We start from the raw sequence: 19,802 nt of genomic DNA, 5'->3' as shown, positions 1-19,802 counted from the left end.
TTCTCCGATTTGCCAGGATCCCAGCAGGTCCGCAACGCTTTGGCTCAAGACTTCGACGTAGTTTTCGGATCTATACAAAAGCTCGTATAATCATCCGTTAACGTAATGAATTTACAACTTTTCATGAGTGCTTTGGATGCGTTCCAAGTATGATAGAGTGGGTTCGCCCTTCTCACGTAAACGAAGTTATAGCGGTCTGTTGAATAAATTTTGAATCCCTGGTTCCGGCTATCCTTGCAAAACTGAACGTCTTCCCCAATTGAGATAGGATGAAACCTTACTTGGTCGTAAACCTTTCTTTTCACAATTTTTTTGCCGCCGCATACCCAATTCACATATTTGTTCTCCTGATTAGGGAATCGCAGGTAAAGAGCGCGATCTTTTTCGAAATAAGTAAAGTGCGTTTTTTTTCCGATAATATCGGCGCCCGTTTTCTCAAATCCTGACATCATCTGAGAAATATATTGAGGTCCATAATAGTCATCGTCGTCAAAGGTTGCAATGTAATCATATTTTGTTTTATCAACTGCAAAATTCAGACAATCGCCCAAGGATAATTGTTCTGGAAGCTGATAAATGAAAATGTTGGGAGCACCCTTCTGTTTGCTTTGCCACTTTTTCAGTTCCAAGTTATCTTGATTTAATATGATGATCAACTCTTTAATGGACCAAGCTTGATTCTGATAGTTTTTAAAAATATTATTCATAAAAATCGGCTTGTTCGTACAAGTGATAACCGATACTCCTTTAGAAATTGAATTGGTAATCAGGGAAGTTGGCATCTCATTCCTTCCTTTCTCTACTAATAGGTCTTGTAGATGTGATCCCCTACCCTAATCGCCAATGCAATAGTTGTAAGCGTAGGATTTACCGCACCTGCTGAGGGGAGGATGCTGTTGTCGGCAGCGTAAAGGCCGGAATTACCATAAATCTGGCCATATCGGTTCGCAGCCGATTGTGAGGGATCAATACCAATGCGGCATGTTCCAGTTTCGTGGTAATCCTTGCCGGGTTCCATCAATTTTTCATAGACTGACTTTGCTCCGAGAGTCTTGAGAACATGTTTTACAGCCACTCTCATTTGGCGGATAACTTCCAGATCACGGTCGGAATATGAAAAATCAATTTTTATCTTCGGGACACCAAATTCATCTTTTTTGTTCGGATCTAAAGTCAGTTTATTATCAAAATGGGACTCTACTTTGCCGAAGCAAACCATACTGATTGATCGTTTACTTATATATAATTGCAATTGATAAGGGGTTTTGTCCGTTTGTGGTATTAAGATCCGTATTTCCTTCGCAATGGTCCCCAATCGTTCACCACTAAATTCTCCTTTTGCTTTAATAAAAGAATGAGTGGTCAAATAGTGTCCGAAAGCTTTCCCATGTAATCCGGAATGAAGTAAGATTCGTGGGGTTTCCAGCGCCCCCGCGGCCAAAACGATTTTGTTGGCATATAATTTATAACTTTTTTTGTTTGAATCAGCTACCGTTAATTCTATGAGTTTGCTTTCTAGCATTCTTAGTTGTAAAAGACGAGACTTGATCGCCAAATCAAACGGTTGCTGCTCCCAAGCTTTTCTCAAGAAACAGATCGAGCTAAAGGTTTGTCCGTCCGAAGCTGCCTGTGGTATTGTTCTCGCTCCTTCAAAGCCGTTTAATTGAAGCAATTGCAGGATTTCCCGGGTTTGAGGTGATATTCCTGATGGAAGAATCCCCATGGTTCTTTCGGCAATATCGTAATAGTGATCCATTTCTTTCTTGGATATCGGCCAGTCGGATAAATCCGATGCATGCATTCTGGGAGTGACTGCCCCCCAGAATAATGTCCTGCCGCCTAGCGCTAAAATCTGCTCCGCTCCTGAAAAGCGAGGGAGCCGCTTTCCTATAGGGATGGAAACTTTAGAGAATATGTTTTTCCGATTCCCTTTTAATTTGGGGAAATTATGGACATGTGCCGGTAACACGAAGTCACCTGCTTCTATCATCCCAATTTTTTTCCTAGCTTTTAGCCACTTTTCGGATAACCTCCACAGAACCGCACCACCGCCAGCTCCTGAACCGACAATGATTACATCATATTTTTTTTCGCTCATTAGTTCGAGGGACCTGAAGGGTATATCGAATGTATTTTTCCGTCTATCCACTATCAACACCTTTCCTTTCCGCTTTTAGGATAACCAGTTACTTCGAGTGCTTCTATTATTGTTATGTTTCTTTGAATATTAGGAAATGGATACTTACATTAGTAGAAATGCACATTTCTTAGATTAAATATGTCAACTCTGCTAGAAAACTAACGAACTACTAGTAAAAGGCCACTGGAACGAAATGTTCCAGTGGCCTGCTTTAGGCAATCATTCATTCTTCCATTTGTCAGTATTCCAGCAAGTCCGCAACGCTTTGGCTCAAGACAGACTTAGCTTCGGCTGAAATATGATCCTGCATGGATGGATTGTTCAAATGCTTCAAGAAATCGTCCAGATGCTTGGCCGCCTTGGCCGGCGAGCTTTTGTCATATTGGTGCTGCGCCTGCGCCAGACTGTTGCTGAGCTGTGCGGACAACGGACCGGCCAACTCCCCGGAATTGATGTACCCTTGCACGAGCTCGCTGAGATCAGACAACGTGGGCGGTTCCGTTTTGAAGGTCGAACCGACCGGCACCGTGTTCACGAACGAATACGGTATGGATGTCGGATTGGGTCTGACATGTCTTAACACGTTTGGTTGAACTTCAACATAGTAGTCGGTATTCCGTTCAAGTCCGTTCAGGAAGCTGACAAACAGCTTTTTATCCTTATAGGTATAGCCTATTCCGTTCTTGAACTTGACCACAAAGTCAGTACCCTCAACAAGCTCCGTACCGCTATTGTCTGTTCCTTTGTAAACCTTCACTATACCTGCGAAATTAGGTCCTTCCAAAACCTGCGGCGTGCTTGTCGGGTCAATCTTGTTGATGTCGCCAATTCCATCCCTGTTCAGGTACTCGACATTAAAGCCTATCTCAACTTCTGCTTGTACCGATACTCCGATCGTGTCGTTAGAGGGGGTTATGAACACATCAGGAGTCTCGTCATATTCCCAAACATCAGACCATCTTGCCGGGTCTAGCTCTCTTGTTGTCAATACGGCAAACGAATTTCCCTTGATACCCGTAACCTTGTAGACACCTCCGGCGGCATTGGACGATTGCGCCGACGCTGTGTCGGACGAGGCAACTACTCCTTTCGCGGTTATTTTGCCGTCCCCGTTTTCGTTCCACATATACACGTAGTACGTCTTGGAAGTGTCAAGTCCTTCAACACTAATATTAGTTGCCGCAGTTACAGACTGATTCAGCAGGAAGAGACTTTGCTCTGAACCGTCCGGGCTCTCGAGGGCCGCGACAATATTATTATTCGAACCGCCGTCGCCATCGCCGCCGCGGACTTTTACGCTGTTCCAACCCGTTTCCGACGTCATGGTAGTAAGCAAGTACGCCCAATACTCGGGGCGAAGCTCATACCCGGTCCTTGCGTCCCTGATCATGCTGTGGTCCTGGATGTCTCCGTCATACTTGGCATGGAAGATGTCCCACTTGCTTGTTCCGTCAAAGCCCAGCGCAGCCGACATAATGTTAAAGCCTGCGGTCTCGTAACCGTATTTGATTAGATTGGCCTGGCTGCCGCTGTAGCTTGCGTTCATATAGCCCTTGTTTGGACCAAACTCAGTGATTTGGACCGGCTTACGCTGGCTTTCGGGCAAAGCGTCTATAATCGCCTGCACGGTGAGCAGCATATTGTATCTCGTCGAGCCGTCGAACCAATATCTGTGGATTGAGTAAATATCCACAACGTCGTTAAGATTTTCACCCATAAGCTTGAACCAAGCCATCTGGCTTCCGGTCAGCAGGTCGCCGCCTACAATCTTGACGCGGTCTCTTATGCCCTCGTTCTTAAGGGCTGTGTCAAGCGCCCTGTACACTTGCACATACTTATCCATGTCCATAGATGAAGTGCCGTTCGGCTCATTATAAACCGTAAGGGCTTTAATGTTGGTATAGCCCTTATCCACAATAAGTGTCTTGAGATGTTGGGCCCAGCGCGCCATACCTGTGCTGATATCCCAATCCATACTACCGCTTGCCACAACCTGGCCATTCACCTCAACGGCCGGATGCCAATAGGTGAGATTGACCGTCGAGCCGGTGTCCTTAGCAAGCTGAAGCGTTTGTTCGAGCGACTCGTAATTCAGGTCGGCGTAGAACGCCGTATATCCCGAATTGCCGCCCGCTGCGGTATTGATGTACGGAACTGCCCGCTGCGGGTCCGGGTCATAGAAAATGCGGGTATACTTCGGATTAAGATTGATGAGTTTATCTTTGAGATTGTTAAGATTGGCGTCGGTGGCGTCGTAAACCGTCCTGTTGAGGTCGGAGAAAAGCTGATGGTTATACTGGCCGCCCCAGCCGATAAAGTTCGGAACCAATATGTTGTTGTTTATGTCTTGCGATACTGCTGGCTTGTAAACAAAGTTTGCGTTCGTCCCTTCAAGAGCAGAATCGGGCGCAGCCGGCGGATCGCCGTCAGGAGCGACAGCCTGCAGGCCGGGTATATTCGCAAGATAAGGCTTTGTAATCGGCAATGGCGACAAGCTGTAGTCCGCTATGTTGGTGCCGTTCGCCAAGGAGTTATAAAGGTTAGAACCCCATGTGTAAAGCACGTCGCCTTTCCACGCGATGGCGGTATCGTTGAGTCCGAAGAAGCCTTCTACGCCCTCAAGTGCGGAGTTCTCCGTAGCAAACGGAACAGAAGAACTGTTGCTAATGTCTGTGATACCGAGGCCAAGCTTGGCACTTTGGTTGCTGCCCCATACATAGACCTTGCCCTCGGAAGTCTTGACCATATAGGTGACACTGGTACCTCCACCAAATGCCAGAATGTCATCAAAAATAAGGTTTTCCGCGTCCGGTATGCCGTTCGCAGCGTCGTAAATGGCTGCAGTCTTCTGTGGAGCAAGGTTTGTTTTATTATTTGAGAATGTACCGGCGAACATGGAGTAGACCTGACCTATATCATCAAGCATGATTGCCGTACCGTTGACAGACGCGCTGATCTCGACAAATTTGCGCCCCGATACAGGGTGAGTTACCTTCGCAAAGCGATTTGCCGAATTGGATGAGAACTGATTGGAACCCGTACCTCCAAAAGCATACACGTTTCCGTAATTGGTCAATATGAAGGCCGAGGTCGTACCGGCGCCGGCTACCTCTATTGCTAGTTCATTCGGGTCAGAAGTAAATAATACTTTTTCGGGTTTTACCGAATACCATGCTTTACCAGCATCCAAGTATTGGATCCCATTAGAGGCCTGCGCTTCCCAGACCGGCCTTAATATGCCTGCAGATACAGGTATACCAAGAAGGTCACGACCCAGCCGATAGTCATTATTCCAGCCATTCGACTCATTGCCACCGTTGGCGGCCGATGCTTGACCCCATGACCATACCGCACCGTCCTTGTCTATGACATAGGTGCTGCCGACACTTGAGGTAAGAGAACGATGTCCTCCATGGAAATTAATGGGGGTGCCATGGAAGGTTGAATGGGTAGCCCACTGAACGGATGCAGCGGAGTTCAGAACTCCTGAACGCTCAAAGCCGTTTTTGCCCCAAGCATACAATTTATTGCTGTCCTCATCCCAAGCAAATAGCAGGTTGCCCTGAGATGTGTAAATTCGATCAATACCGCCGAGCTCGACGCCCGCGCTTGTATAAGCCGGTCTGAATATGCCGGTTAACCCGCCGCTTGGCATGGAAGGTGAACCGCTTGCATATATTCCGTTCACGTTATTTCCGTTGACATACACCTTACCGTCGGTTGTGAGAAGGGCAGTCGCGCTTCCGTCCGCGTCTGAGCCGCTAAAGGTCACAGCCTGCTTGATTACAGTTGACGAGAATTCGGGCGGGACGGTTGTTGTAAACTTGATAACCATGTCTGCGGTTGGATACTTGACATGATCCTGGTCTTCAAAAGCGTTAGCCTTAAGGACTATATAATAGTCGGTATTATAGGAAAGCTCGGATCCTGGCGTAATTCTCACAACGGTGTTTTGAGCTTCAAACGCAGCCGTTGATTGGACAAGCGTGCCGGTAGGAGTACCCTGATGAAGCTCGACCGACATGTTTAGGTTCCCAAGGGTAGTTACAGCTTTTGAGAAAGTAATGGCAGACTTTATTTTGATTGAAACACCTGTTGCATTGTTGGTCGGCTGAGATGTAGTTGATATATTTCCGACTGTTTTGAAGGTTGCACCCTGTGTTTCAATAGCTGCCCCTTTGAAATCCTTGAGTGTACCCCCTTGAATTTCTATGTAGTAATGTGATTCTTCTTCAAGCGCGTTTGCAAATGTAACCGTGAGTACTTTATCGGCATTCGTTACCGCATAAGTACCGGGGGCAAGTAAAGTTCCAGTATTATTCGTGCCTTGGTATACCTTTACCGTATTAGCAATCGAACTGCCGTCGGCAAGATAAAGGATCTTGTTAAAGGTTATACTCGGAGCAACATCAAGAGCAACTCCGGTGGAACTATTGGAAGGCAAATAGGTTACGGCAAGCGGTGATTCGTCGTTAACATGCGCAGCGAGTGCTGGAATATTAACAAGCGCCGCTTCGTTAATAGGTTTCGGTGTGCCTTGTGAAGCGGTCTGGCCAAGACCGGAGCCGTTTCCAAGCTGATCGACGCCCGCGTTGTACCCCCACGTATAAATGACATTGCCCTTTACCGCGGCTCCCGTTGTCCGGAACATACTCATAGATTCAACGTCTTTTAAATAATCATTTTTAACCGCAGTTGAGACGGTTTTGGTCGCTGCTGTCCCGTCACCGAAACGTACCCCATGGACAGCTCCGCCGCTTGACGAACCCCACTCATATACGTTGCCGTCGCTTGCTATGGCGAACATGATATGGTTGGTCGTTGGACCAAGAGCGTAAACATTACTAAATGTTATACCTGAAGCCGCATTCCCGTTTATACCGCCTGTCGTTCCGTCGCCATAAACAGCCGAAGGACGGGATGCGGTTCTAGCAGCAGCCGAGTACACATTGTTGGCGGCGCCTGTGTTAAATACCGTATATATGTAGCCTTGGTCGTCCAGCAGTATAGCGATCCCACTGGAGGATACGTTCATTTTGACAAATTTTCTGCCTGCAGCCTTGTCAGGATGCTCGATTTTCACAAAGGTCGTGCTTGTAGAGGTAGTAAGCCCTTTACCGAAGGCATACAGGTTGCCTGTCACAGAAAGGATATAATTGACGCCTGGCACCTCATCAGTACCCGCAACCGCTATCGCCCGTTCGCCTGGATTTCCAGGGTTGAAGATCACTTGAGCCGGCAATACACTGCTAAGTGTCCCGTTCATAGTATATACAGCTTCAGCAGCACTGATATCACGACCGAGACGATAGTCATATGTCGCAAGGTCACTACTGCCACTGGAACCCCAGGAATAAACCTTCCCATCGGTGGCTATTGCCAATATCGTGCTGGGCTTGGTGCCGTCAGCACCAGCTATGCCGCCTAAAGTCTGTTCGTGAGAGCCATCAAAGCTAATTCCGAGTCCAGAAAGCGTCTTATCGCCATAAAACTTTAATTCGGTTGCGTATGGAACATCTGTCGGAGTTGTACCCGTTCCACCGAGTATACCCAATTTACCTCCGAAAGCGCGCCCCCATCCAAAGAGTTTGCCTTCGGACTGACTCCATGCGTACATCGTGCCGCTATTTTGATAAATGCGCGTGATGCCAGTAAGCGGCGTGCCTGCACTGGTTAAGACTTTAGTAAAGACCGCGCTTGAGCCGCCTGTCGTACCGTTTCCAAGCTGACCGTTACCGTTTCCGCCCAGCATGTACACACTTCCATCAACCAAGAGCGCCGTACTGCCGAATGTAGCGGAGGCGTTTCCACTGTTCGCAACAACTTGTTGAATATGCTGTGTTATGCCATCTTCGCCCGAAATACCAGGATGCGCCGAGACCGGTATGACCATGGTCATAACAATGGCTATTGCAGTGATAATGCTTAGTACCTTACGAGTGAAACCTCTCCTCATCATTAACCCTCCTTGTATAATCGTAAAGTTCTTAAAGGATAAAGACTGGAACCGCTTTCAGAATTCGAAGGAATCCGCTGCTTACTTGAAGACGATCGAAGACTCTTCTTATCGGCTTGATAAAATGACAGCCGATCCGGTAAACACCTCTCTAGCTGCGACTCTCAGCGTGATCGAGCTCTTAGAGCGAGCTTGTCTTCAATGCTGCCTATACAAACCATTCAGCAAACCACCACGCCACAAATAAGCGCTTCTCTGTGATTTTCTCCCCTCCTCTAAGCAGACATTTCCACCCCTTATGATAAATCTCCCTCTTATTTTGAGGTATGGGTGAAATTGCAGAAGCATGTCATTATATGAATAAAATGATAGAGAAAAGGGACGACCCCTCGGCCATCCCTAGTTCATTGTGCATGCTTCATTTTACGGTACAAAAATTTGTTCATTGTACTACAAATTCTTTATTATCTTTCAGTGTAGTCATCCTAGTTGTTTCCTTAATCCCCTTCCCTTTATAGAGCTGCCGATTCTAATAACAGTAAAGGGGTTAAACCAATACCAATAATCGAAAGCAGTTCACCTTTAAATAACCTGCGCATAGATTTGCAAAAAGTTGGTCGCTAATTACTCTTCGGATATAGTTGAGAATATATTGCATGAAATGGGAGTGATATCGTCTAACACATTACTTATGCCGAATAATCCAACATACGATGAAGCCTGTTCTTACTATTTAACCAGTCCGCACTAAAGTACGTCCTCCAAAAAGACATGCATATCGGGACTTAACTAATTTAGTAATTCTGTAAAAAGTAATAAAGAGGGTAGTGCAATGGTTAGAGAAATAACCAACCCGCAATTTCTCCTGGAATACCTTGGTAACCACCATATTAATACCAAGTCAAAAAAGAGCGCCTTTCCTAGATATTAGAATTCCATAGGAAATATGCACAGTAAACGCACGCAAAAAGACACCCGTTAAGGTGTCTTCAGAATGGTATGGCGGACGCCGGCGGCCTTATCCAGCCTTTATGGAGTGACCATGTTATCGGATTTTGTTCCCATGCGAGTCATAAAAACCCAACACGACATGCTTGCCTTCGCGTATGCCGTCCACTGCCGCCACCTGATCGCGCGTACCCCTACTGGCCCGATTAATATAATTTTTAAGATCAAATTCTTCCACCAAACTTCTTATAACTGAGCTTCTTCATATATTCTCGTTCCAAATCTTGAAATATGATTTTCAAATAGAATAGTAAAATTAACCAAATAAAGCTTTTCGGTAAGCAGGGTGCACTTCGAATCGTTGCACCAGTCTTAAATTTAATCTTGGGTGAGAACTTGATGCCCTGAATTTCCAGCGATCCATTTCCCTAATCCTTGCCCTTAATAAACCACACTCATAAAGGAAGTTAAGTATCTCCATTACTGTAATGGGTCTCTTATCATCATCGAACGCTCTTGAAATCATTTTTTCTTCCAAAACATCCTTAATTAGTCCCTCTACTACTTCTTTATCCAGAAAAACATCTGTACCTGAAAAAGAGTTAAATAGATTTTCCAGTTGTGAATATCTTGAACTATATTCGCTGCATAGATCCTTAATTTTCCACTCAGAATATATTTCTTCCGCTTGTGTGACATCTCTTTGTTCGACTTTTTTCTTTTTGTATGTTTGGGCTATCCCCCAAGATTTGGCACAGAATTGTACCATTTCTCGTGGTCTTAATTGAGTGCGCTCAACCATATAATTAAATGAATTGTAGTTTGTAATAGTTTCCGGGAAAACATGGTACCAATAATCTTTTGGGTAACTAGCATCAAGTTCAAAATAACGTTGGATTCGCCTTGCAATCATATGTCTTAGGAGATTAGGATTCCAACTAATAGGTTCTATTAATTGCCTAATGTTATCTATTTCATGGAAACTCGTTTCTATAGATCTAAATATGTCTTCCCGAATAAATATTGTAACAAATATGTTTTTTTGTTGGATTAGCTCTCTAGCAAAAGAAATGAGACCAAAAATATAATTGGCACAGAAACTGCTAGATTCCCAGACATTATCCAGGTCATCGATAAGAATATGAATTTTGTTTGATTTTAGCGTTCGATTAATTAATTCAAAATTAATATTGTCTGATAATCCTTCCGGTATATTATGTTGATTTAAATTCTCTATTGGGGTAGAAATGAAACTTTCAAGAGAAGAAAGGTTGATATTATCCTTTACCCAATTTTCTAAAATATTTATAGACTCTTGAACAATGGGGGTTTCTACCTTCCTGTCATTACTAATTGAATTATTTAACTGTTTACTCATTTCTAGTAAAATTGAATATTTCCATGCGGAAGAAAAGCCAAGTCTACCATTAATAAATGATTCTTGATATGTCTTTGAAAATTGCCTGAATATATCCAATGAATGTTTATTAGGTCTAATCTTTATGTAGTACTTTCCGTATTCATCAAATAAAGAATGGAAAATTGCACTTTTTCCGCTTCCCTTTCTACCTACGATTATAAGCTTTTCTTCATTTTTAACATCGCGAAACATGCCTGTTTGCACAAAATAACTTTGAAGATTTTCATCATCTTCAGCAGAGTCTGTACCAAACAATAAATCATTCTTTTCTGTAATCATATTGTCTCTCCTGATAATAAGTTTTTATCAAACGTAGGTATGTGATTCTCTTTTTGCGTAAATTTGCTTAGAGGTAAATCGAGGTTGAAATCAAAGGTCTACCAATTTCAATTTCATTAATCTTGAAAACGCGATAAATCACATTAATTCTCTCAAAATTTGAATAACATGTTCTATTGCTCGTTGCCACGTCCCTCGGGTTTTAAGTAAATCTTCTCGGATTAGTTCACTTAACTTAGCTAATCTCTCCCTAAATTGTTCATTCACACGGTTTTTGTATACTTCCAGGAGCTGCATTTTCTTAGCAGATAATGCCTGGATACTACTTGTTGAAAAGTCCGTGGTATCTGAGACATAGAGAGGTGATCTTTCAATGTCGTCCAAAAAGTCTTGGATTTTCTTATTATCAATAAACAAGATTCTAATCTCACTTAATTTTTCAAAATAATTCTTAGTTTCTTTTGAGACAGCAAGAGATAGTTCATCATGTTTCCTAGAATAATAAATTGCTTGATCGCGTTGAAATGTTTCATTTGGATAAAATCTCCATAATGCTTCATGCACTCTTGCATTCACGCCTACTTCATAACATGTATATTGTATTTGTGAAAGAGTGATCATGAGACCACGAATTTCTAAATATACAGCACTTCTTCTTTCCCGTCGCTTATTCAATTCGACAGCGCGAACTCCTAAAAGATGTGATACTAAGTTTCCAATCAACACTCCAAATAGGGCTATGAGTGCTGGAAGTGCAATAATCCAAATTGATGTTATAGAGCCACTCTTTCCTGAGTCAATGTTTCCATAAACAGCAGATGTAACGGTTATTAGCAAATTCCCCAACCCCTAGAATACACTTTTTCACTTAGAATATATTGGTTATTACTACATAGATGTATTCTACATCCAAATGACAAATACCTCCAATAAAACAATTTGTAGTCCAAAGTGCAAGACTGGGACAGTTACATAAATAATATTGGTTATGAGGCCTTGCTTTTTAGCACCAATATAACACCAACTGAATTTTACGTGTAAAGTGAACGAATAATAACCAAGCAACATCAACTAATATTTTATGATAGGCAAACACACATTTGCACCGTTTCACGGAAACAGTTCTTCGTATTGAACCAAAGTACCAATTCTTAACTGAACATAACGGTTGTTACAGTGAAAATTAGTCAAATAAAAAAAGTCCGAAAGCTTTGGGGAGTTCGGACCTTGCAGAATCACAAAGTAGCATTTAAAAAGCGACCTTCATTACATGACTACTGAAATGCTTGCCACTTTGTCGATCGGGTTGAAGTGAGCGAAGGCAAAGCATTCAAATTATTTTACAAATTCGCACAGGTTGAAGTTCTTTAGCCCATTCAATCATTTTTTAAAACCATCTGCGAAACGCGCTCCACCTGTGTGGAGACGGTAATAAGGATATAACTTAATTTAACCACCGTATTAAAAATAAATATTCAGATCGGAGAGTATTTCTTTATTAGTTAATTGATTGTTTGAATTTCTTCTATTAAAAAGCGTCCATCTATAATTTATCTAAATATAATTCATCGAAACCTTCTCCATAATCTGATATTTCAATACTTTAATTGTACATTTAATACCCACTAAAGCTTTTGACTCTAGTTGAATATATGTCGGCTTAAATCTTTGTTTTATCAACGATTATCTTTATGTGATACTAGATTCATTTTATCATCAAATTACTTATCCTTTTCTATATTTTTATAATACAACCAGTTACGAAATTCGTTCATAATTAATTCATTTTTATTCTCGCCGCTACTTTTGGCTTCCTTCTTTGACCTTTCCCAATCATGTTTCAAGAGAACACCCACACAATATCGGAAATCTGATAACTTATCTTGTGATGGAAATTCTTCCTTCTCTATTTCTTTTAAAAGCTAACATATTTTGTTATCCAACTCGTTCTCATAGTTCGATGGATTAAGACTTAAAATAAATTCAGATATTACTTTCGTCTTATTATTATCGACGTAGTTGTTAGAATAGATGATTGCTGCATTTTCTTTAATAAATCCCCTCCACTTTGCTCTTTCTTCAGTAATATATTTAAGTGCCTGATTTTTACTATTGGAACGCAAGTTGAAGAGGTTGGAAAAGAAAGTCGTGATTATTGACGCACCAAATGCAAGAGCGACTAAACTGATTATTACTCCAGTATCTAAAGTCAAAAGATTACCTCCCATAAAGACTCGATTTATTATCATTCATAAAATACCGAGTTACTCTCTACATCATGATATAGAAATATTTGATTCATACCAGTTTCCTTTGAAAAATCTCTAACCTTTTCCACATCTAGCCTACCAAAAATATGACATATACTATAGACATATTCCCCTTTGGAATCCATATATTGTTTAAGTTTAGTAATATCTTTTCTTATATCCTTATCGGTATTTTTACTGTGTTTTACTTCAATAACTACAAGATTATTATTCATATGTCCAGCCTTATGTAGAATGAAGTCAGGAATTCCAGAGAGAAGTTTATGATCTCCTTTATCCATTTCCCCGTGCAAAACATAATCATTAAAATTAGAATCAGATGTCAGTCTGTTTCTTAGCTGGTGATAAAGTTCATAACAGTATATTCGTTCTTTAAGTTTAGGGTCGTTTGGTGCATCATACCTAATAACATCCCAATATCTCTTATCAACTTTTTTAATTGCTGTTTTATAATGATGCAGGAATGATAAAAAAACTTTTTCTGAAGTCATTTTCATTTTCACTCATTTCAAATAAGGAATGAATTGTTTCTTCTTCTATATTTTTTTCACTGACAGTTCATAATTTAAGGAATACTCATCATAAAACATCTATAAATCGGAATATTAAGTTTCTTAGAGATATTGATTAATTCATGAAAACGACTCAACTTTGCCACCGGTATCCCACTAATCCAAACTTCAATATTTCTTCGAAATATTATTGACCGTTGGAAATCGGTATTAAGTTTGCATGGTTTTCTTATCATTACGATCCTCCATAAAATTGTGAATCTTGAAATTACTCAAATGGCTTACCTGTCAACTTTTGAATTAATTTGCAGATCCTCTTCCACTCTCTTGGATAAGCATTACTACCTAACTTTTCGATACATAAATCATCAAATTCGACATCCAAACTCCAATGTGTTCCATCAAGGGTATTGGGGTCAATATATTCATTCTTCCAACTCAAAATACGACATTTACTCAATGCTTCTCTAAAATTTTAATATCCTCAGTGTCCATTTGTAGAATTAAACCAAGTTCAAAAAGGCCATCTTCTCTTGCGTTCCAAACAATCTCTCCGCTCACAAAGTCGATTTTAAATGTATAGCTTTTACCAAAATATCCACCAATTGAAGCTTCTATCCGTTTAATTTCTATGTAATCCTTACCCAACGAACATACCCTCCAAAATAATTCTCAAGTCATATATGTTTCTGCCGCTTTTTGATCATTTAATTATGTCCCCCAAAGGTGAATTATAAAATTAAGAACCGAAAGCGATAATAGCATCCAGTTCTATATTCTTACAATATTCAGTATATAGCAACAAGAATTACGATATCAAAAGTAATTAAACAGGCTCAAAAGAAAAATGTTCTTCTGCTCTAGAAATTGTTTTTTTTCCTATTCCTGTAACGGTCTTTAAAAGTTCTGGTGTTATTATTCCTTGTATAACTCGTAATTTAACAATTTCTTTCGCAATAGATCGATTAACCTCTAGCACGGCCTCTAGTTCATCTAAACTAGCAGAGTGAATGTTTAGTTTTCCCTTACCGATAACCTGAGTTTTATCTAAATACTGAAGAATGTCAGCAATCATTAAGTATGTATGAAAAACAGTCTTTACTGCTTCTAATCTTTCAAGTTTGGCATGAACACCTTTGTTTGTTAATTTATGTATTTTTTGTAAGTACGAACCCAATATACCTACATGAGATTTTGCAAGTTCCTTATTTGATTCACTCTCGATATTCTCGTCCATAAAGGCCCATAATCTGTTTATATATTGATTTTGGCCTAATAGTCTACCATTAATTAGTTTTTCTGACGGAGGATACAATTCATCAGCTAAATTCTCGATCAGCCTACGACATGATGTTAAGGCTTGAGACCACTCTTCAGGTGAATCAGTATTAACAGCTTTAAATGCAAGCATAAGCTTTTCTGCCAACTCAGCATTTAAATCTAGTAATGTGTTATCCACCTCTTTTTTTAGAATATCGAATGCTGATTGCGTACTTTCTGTGTATCTCAGTTTATTAATTAACTCAGAAGCGTATTTATGAGCAACTCTTCGAACATAACTAATATGACTTTGAAGATCGTTCATAAAATGAGTTCCATCATTTCCTTTCTTGTTTCTTATAAGGTCATTATATATTTCCTCGATAAACCCGATATTCTTATAACCGCCTGTTGAAGTCCTTGATTTTATACTAACTTCCTCATCAGACATATGAATTTCTCTAATTATTCCTAACCCTTTTACTTTTTCCATAAGTGCATTAAATATTTTCATGTCATCTTGAGTAAACTTGGTTTTTCCTGACTTATCCATTTTTTGGGCTTCAGAGATAATTTGTTTCAAGTATGATGTATAATAATCATTGTCTAATTGAATTTCACACCAAATAGAAATGTCGCTTGAGTCCACAATTTTAGAAGCTCTTAATAACTTTTGTACACCTGATTGAACATTACCTTTTACATTTTCAAGTTCTTTTAAAGATTCTATCAATAAATCTATTGCATCTTTTGTAATTTTCGGGGTCATCGTTAAGTCCTCCAGTAGTTTAGTAACATCTATTTTACTATCCAACTCCATTGTATGACAATAATCTCCAAATATTTGATAAATAGTAATAGGACTAAAAGTCTATTAACAATGCGAGGAAACCACTTATGTCTGGAAATGTTTTTGAGGGCGGAAATCTTTATTCGCGAGGGTGGCGTTCTATGCAGATTGGAACTTTTTATTCAGGCATTTCGAAGCGGAAACATCAAACAGATATACACTTCGTACAGAAACCTTCGCAATAGTGGTCTAGACGTTTCGAGAGTATGGATGCAAGAGGAGTACATATACTTTGAATTTCATGACCCCAACAGTCATTTAATGCGTATCTGTTCGAAAAAAATATTTTCAATTTTATCTTTTAGAATTCGTTATATAGTATGAGAATTATTTAGGAGGGTAAACTGGGCGGCAAAATCATTTCATCTTCAAGTTATCGAACTACCAGTTAAAAATGTCAAAGAGTCAGTTAAGTGGTATACGGAAATGTTCGGTCTAGGCTTTTGCATTCCTTATAACAAAGGCGATGATGAGGCATGGTTAAACTTAAATGGTATGGGACTTGGCTTGATTCGCTCGAATGAACTACCGAAATTGGATTTTGTCACAGCAAAAGGTGATAGGAAGCCATTTTTTACTTTTCAAGTTGATAACATTAAGGAACTTCATGAAGAAATGATTCAGAAGGGTGCAGAAGTTCAAGATATGGTTTATAAACATGGAGGCGGTTACAGCTTCCAGTTTCTCGACCCGGATGGTAATCACTTGGGAATATGGGGCGGTTGGCCGAAAGAGGAAAAAGGTCAGTAATAAATAAAGAGGGGCACACTGCCCCTCTTTACTATTTCTGCCAATACATCTCAACTATTAGTCTTTCCTGACTAACAGTGAACAGCACTCAACATGTGTTGAGTATTCAGTGAGAACAGCCTAACGTAGTGGATCTCGCCTAGTTTAAGCTTTCTTAGCGTTTGAATTAATAAAGTTTATCTTCATCAGATAATAATGGATTCACATTCAGAAGAACGCGATTCCTACTCCTACCTAAATTTTTTAAATTATGTTGAACGAATTGAGAATTGAAAAGAAAGAATAGCGGCGGGTTTAGAGAGAGGCTGTTGCTGGTTCAAGTGGATAAATAGCTGGTGTAGGTATTACCAAATAAGCTGGATTAAAAGAGTGTATCCCCCTCACGTAATTCTACAAATTATTAAACAGAGGGGGACAGTCATCATATTGTAGCTTGTACTACTTTACTAACTGCTGGCAATAAGGCATTAATTCTACTATCTTGGCCACAATACGCTTCTGTTCTTCAAGTGGAGGAAGAGGCACTAGAATATTTCTGATTTTATCCAAGTTCAGGTTCGGTTGTGCTGATCCCTCAGCTCCTGTACGTGACATGTCATAATTATACATTTGGAAATATAGTATATACTCTCTAAGATTACTATCACTATAAATATTTTCTAATGCAGCACACGCTTGATTAATCGCAGCATCTATTAACAATTCAGAAATTTGACCTCTTGTTTTCCCTTGTCCGTACATTGCTATTAGTAATGTATGTTTAGAATAAATTTTTAAACTGGTGCTTTCAATTGCAAGTCTTGTTATAAAATTATTTGCTTTTTTTATTCTCAACTCACCTGTTTGAGAACTTGTTATCCATGGAATAACACCTTTTTCATGAAACAATGGATTTGTTTTTGACGGTGTCATTCCAGTTGAAACGTTAAATAAATTGCCTAATCTAACCCACTTCCAACTGTCTGGAATCTCAAAAGGAATCTCATCCTCTGTTATTTCTAGCAATGGTTTTTCTCTCTTAATCTTGCCTTCATAAATCAGTTTAGCTTTTTCTGCTTGAATCTGCTGATACAGTTCTTCGGCAGGACCCTCTTCATCTCGTTGTTCAACCAGTTTTCCTTGGATAGCATATTGCAAAATGGATTTCTGCATATCCCTTGGAAACTTCTTATTAAACATCTCTAATTTAGAATAGGCTTCATCGTATTTTTCAACATAGGGCATTAACTCTTCAGTCTTTGCTACGATTCGCTTTTGCTCATCGAGTGGAGGGAGTGGAAATATTACGTTTCTTATTGCATCTATAGAAATACTTTCTTGCGCTGTTGCTTTTTTATATTTAGTAAGCTCTTTATACCCTGCCTTACTTCGTAAAAAGAGCAAAAGGTACTCTTCCATAATATACAATTTGGGATTATTATATATTTCAATTTTCCCAACATTCGAGCCTAAATGTGCTTTAAAATCACCTTCAAAAATCGCAATATTTCCTATACTCCCAACATATGGAGTTAATAAACATTTCCTTGTAATTTGACTTCTTTGCAATTCATTGGATACTAGTTCTGGAATAAATGATTCAAATTCTAATACCAAATTACCATTTTGAACATTTTTGCCTTTAAACAGAGGTATTCCTTCCATGGATAAATTGGGTGCTATATTTTTTGTATACTCAAAACCAGCAAGTTTAGTAACAAATGCAACTTCATTAATGTATACCCATTCCCAACTCTGGGGGATATCAAACGGTATCTCATCCTCATTAATTACTGGCAGTGGCTTTTCCTTCTTTATTTTTTTATCCTTTATAAGCTGCTCTTTTTCCGCCTTTATCTGCTCTAGCAGTTCTCTTGCAGTGCCCTCTTCTTTTCTCTGTTCAACCAGCTTCCCTTGCATGGCTAATTGCAATATACTGTGTCTCAAGTCCTGTGCATTCATCTTATTTACCTCCAAGCAAAGAAGTAATCTGCTCTAGCACATGGTCGATTTCAGCATTTAAAGAAGCTTTCTTTTCTTGATACTGATGAATAAGATCCATTGGCTCTAAAATCACTTCTTCCTCATGGGGAAATCCGCACAGGTCAATGTTATAGTTTAAGGCCGCTATCTCACTAACTGTATATTTCTTAGCTTTTGGGAATCCATCGACTTCGATTTCTTCTCGGTTATCCCACCAAGCTAGGGCTGGATTGAAATGCTCCAGCTTCATCGGTTTCGTCTTGGAAAAGTTCTTATAGCCTTCTGGAATATCAAGACGATAGAACCATGTTTCCTCCGTTGGGTGCGTGTTGTCAAAGAACAAAATATTAGTTGTAATCGACGTATAGGGAGCAAATACGCTATGAGGCAACCTCACAATCGTGTGGAGATTGAACTCGCCGAATAATTTCTTCTTAATATTGACTTTGGCATTATCTGTGCCAAACAGGAATCCATCGGGCAGGATAATTCCACACCTACCGCTTTTCTTCAGTCTGAACATGATGATATTCATGAACAAGTCGGCAGTCTCAGAGCTTCTAAGGTCTGATGGAAAATTGGCTTTGACGCTGTCTTTTTCGTTGCCACCATATGGAGGATTCATAAGAACCACATCGAACTGTTCCATTTTTCTATATTCTTTGTAATCCGTTTCTAACGTGTTACCATGAATGATATTGGGATTGTCAATATCATGCAGAAGCATATTGGTGATACATAGGATGTGTGGGAGGGCCTTCTTCTCAACACCGTAAACAGAGTTATTATAAATCTCTCTGTTTTCAAGGGAGTTTCCAACCTGCTTCTCTAAAGCATTTAAAGCAGAAACTAAGAATCCACCCGTACCACAAGCAAAGTCCCCTATTTTTCCACCTAATATTGGCTTAATCACTTCTACCATAAAATCGGTTACCGCTCTTGGTGTATAGAACTCCCCTGCATTTCCTGCACTTTGCAGGTCTTTTAAGAAAGATTCATAAATCGTACCAAAGGCATGTCGTTCTTCGTATTCTGTAAAATCAATCTCATCAATGATATTTATAACTTGCCGCAGTAACACGCCATCCTTTTGATAGTTGTTAGCATCTTCAAATGCATATTTCACAATGACCTGGTTCATAGGCGTTTCATCATCAATTTCAAGATTCTTAAGGGTTGGGAATAGCGTATTGTTTACAAAGTATAATAAGGCATCGCCAGTAAGTGCTTGCCCATCTTTCTCATCTACAGCCCAATCTCTCCATTTTAAGCCTTCGGGAATAATCGATTTGTAATTATCATCATACAATTCCCATGCTTCTTCTTTTGCATCATATATTTTTAGAAATAGAATCCAGACGATCTGTTCGATCCTTTGAGCATCGCCATTAACCCCTGCATCATTTCTCATAACGTCTTGAATTCTTTTTACGAAATTGGTTATTGCCATTCTTT

At 40.1% G+C, this 19,802-nt stretch carries 12 protein-coding genes; 1 reads left to right on the top strand and 11 read right to left on the bottom strand.

Annotated features, from left to right (window positions below):
• Positions 1 to 44 precede the first annotated feature (44 nt).
• The 9 genes from AC58QD_RS20940 to AC58QD_RS20900 all read right to left on the bottom strand — a co-directional run bounded on the left by AC58QD_RS20940 (position 45) and on the right by AC58QD_RS20900 (position 15,554).
• The gene (locus AC58QD_RS20940) at positions 45 to 782 is read right to left on the bottom strand and encodes a glycosyltransferase family 2 protein (RefSeq protein WP_497336876.1); all 738 of its coding nucleotides are present in this window, start codon (positions 780 to 782) and stop codon (positions 45 to 47) included.
• 20 nt (positions 783 to 802) lie between these two features.
• Positions 803 to 2,098: a GMC oxidoreductase gene (locus tag AC58QD_RS20935; RefSeq protein WP_497336874.1), complete on the bottom strand. Its 1,296-nt coding sequence runs from the start codon at positions 2,096 to 2,098 to the stop codon at positions 803 to 805.
• A 280-nt stretch (positions 2,099 to 2,378) separates the two neighbouring features.
• Complete coding sequence (locus AC58QD_RS20930; RefSeq protein ID WP_497336872.1) at positions 2,379 to 8,099, bottom strand: FIMAH domain-containing protein; 5,721 nt, start codon at positions 8,097 to 8,099, stop codon at positions 2,379 to 2,381.
• 1,261 nt (positions 8,100 to 9,360) lie between these two features.
• Entirely contained in the window at positions 9,361 to 10,743 is a 1,383-nt protein-coding gene (locus AC58QD_RS20925; RefSeq protein ID WP_497336870.1) for a P-loop ATPase, Sll1717 family, read from the bottom strand.
• A gap of 138 nt (positions 10,744 to 10,881) precedes the next feature.
• The gene (locus AC58QD_RS20920) at positions 10,882 to 11,580 is read right to left on the bottom strand and encodes a hypothetical protein (protein ID WP_497336868.1); all 699 of its coding nucleotides are present in this window, start codon (positions 11,578 to 11,580) and stop codon (positions 10,882 to 10,884) included.
• Positions 11,581 to 12,665: 1,085 nt separating this feature from the next.
• The gene (locus AC58QD_RS20915; protein ID WP_497336866.1) at positions 12,666 to 12,956 is read right to left on the bottom strand and encodes a hypothetical protein; all 291 of its coding nucleotides are present in this window, start codon (positions 12,954 to 12,956) and stop codon (positions 12,666 to 12,668) included.
• 32 nt (positions 12,957 to 12,988) lie between these two features.
• Positions 12,989 to 13,504 carry a hypothetical protein gene (locus tag AC58QD_RS20910; RefSeq protein WP_497336864.1) on the bottom strand — a complete coding sequence of 172 codons (516 nt, stop codon included), beginning with the start codon at positions 13,502 to 13,504 and terminating at the stop codon, positions 12,989 to 12,991.
• Between the two features lie 477 nt (positions 13,505 to 13,981).
• Complete coding sequence (locus AC58QD_RS20905; RefSeq protein WP_497336862.1) at positions 13,982 to 14,173, bottom strand: hypothetical protein; 192 nt, start codon at positions 14,171 to 14,173, stop codon at positions 13,982 to 13,984.
• 178 nt (positions 14,174 to 14,351) lie between these two features.
• Positions 14,352 to 15,554: a helix-hairpin-helix domain-containing protein gene (locus AC58QD_RS20900; protein WP_497336860.1), complete on the bottom strand. Its 1,203-nt coding sequence runs from the start codon at positions 15,552 to 15,554 to the stop codon at positions 14,352 to 14,354.
• 456 nt (positions 15,555 to 16,010) lie between these two features.
• Here AC58QD_RS20900 and AC58QD_RS20895 point away from each other — a divergent pair, with 456 nt between their 5' ends.
• Positions 16,011 to 16,385 carry a VOC family protein gene (locus AC58QD_RS20895; RefSeq protein WP_497337056.1) on the top strand — a complete coding sequence of 125 codons (375 nt, stop codon included), beginning with the start codon at positions 16,011 to 16,013 and terminating at the stop codon, positions 16,383 to 16,385.
• A gap of 438 nt (positions 16,386 to 16,823) precedes the next feature.
• Here the strand turns inward: AC58QD_RS20895 and AC58QD_RS20890 are convergent, their stop codons facing one another.
• The gene (locus AC58QD_RS20890) at positions 16,824 to 18,326 is read right to left on the bottom strand and encodes a restriction endonuclease subunit S (protein WP_497336858.1); all 1,503 of its coding nucleotides are present in this window, start codon (positions 18,324 to 18,326) and stop codon (positions 16,824 to 16,826) included.
• Between the two features lies 1 nt (position 18,327).
• Positions 18,328 to 19,797 carry a class I SAM-dependent DNA methyltransferase gene (locus AC58QD_RS20885; RefSeq protein ID WP_497336856.1) on the bottom strand — a complete coding sequence of 490 codons (1,470 nt, stop codon included), beginning with the start codon at positions 19,795 to 19,797 and terminating at the stop codon, positions 18,328 to 18,330.
• Positions 19,798 to 19,802: the final 5 nt, after the last annotated feature.

Source organism: Paenibacillus sp. J2R1T-4 (genome assembly GCF_059692235.1).
This window is presented reverse-complemented; position numbering and strand designations above follow the sequence as displayed.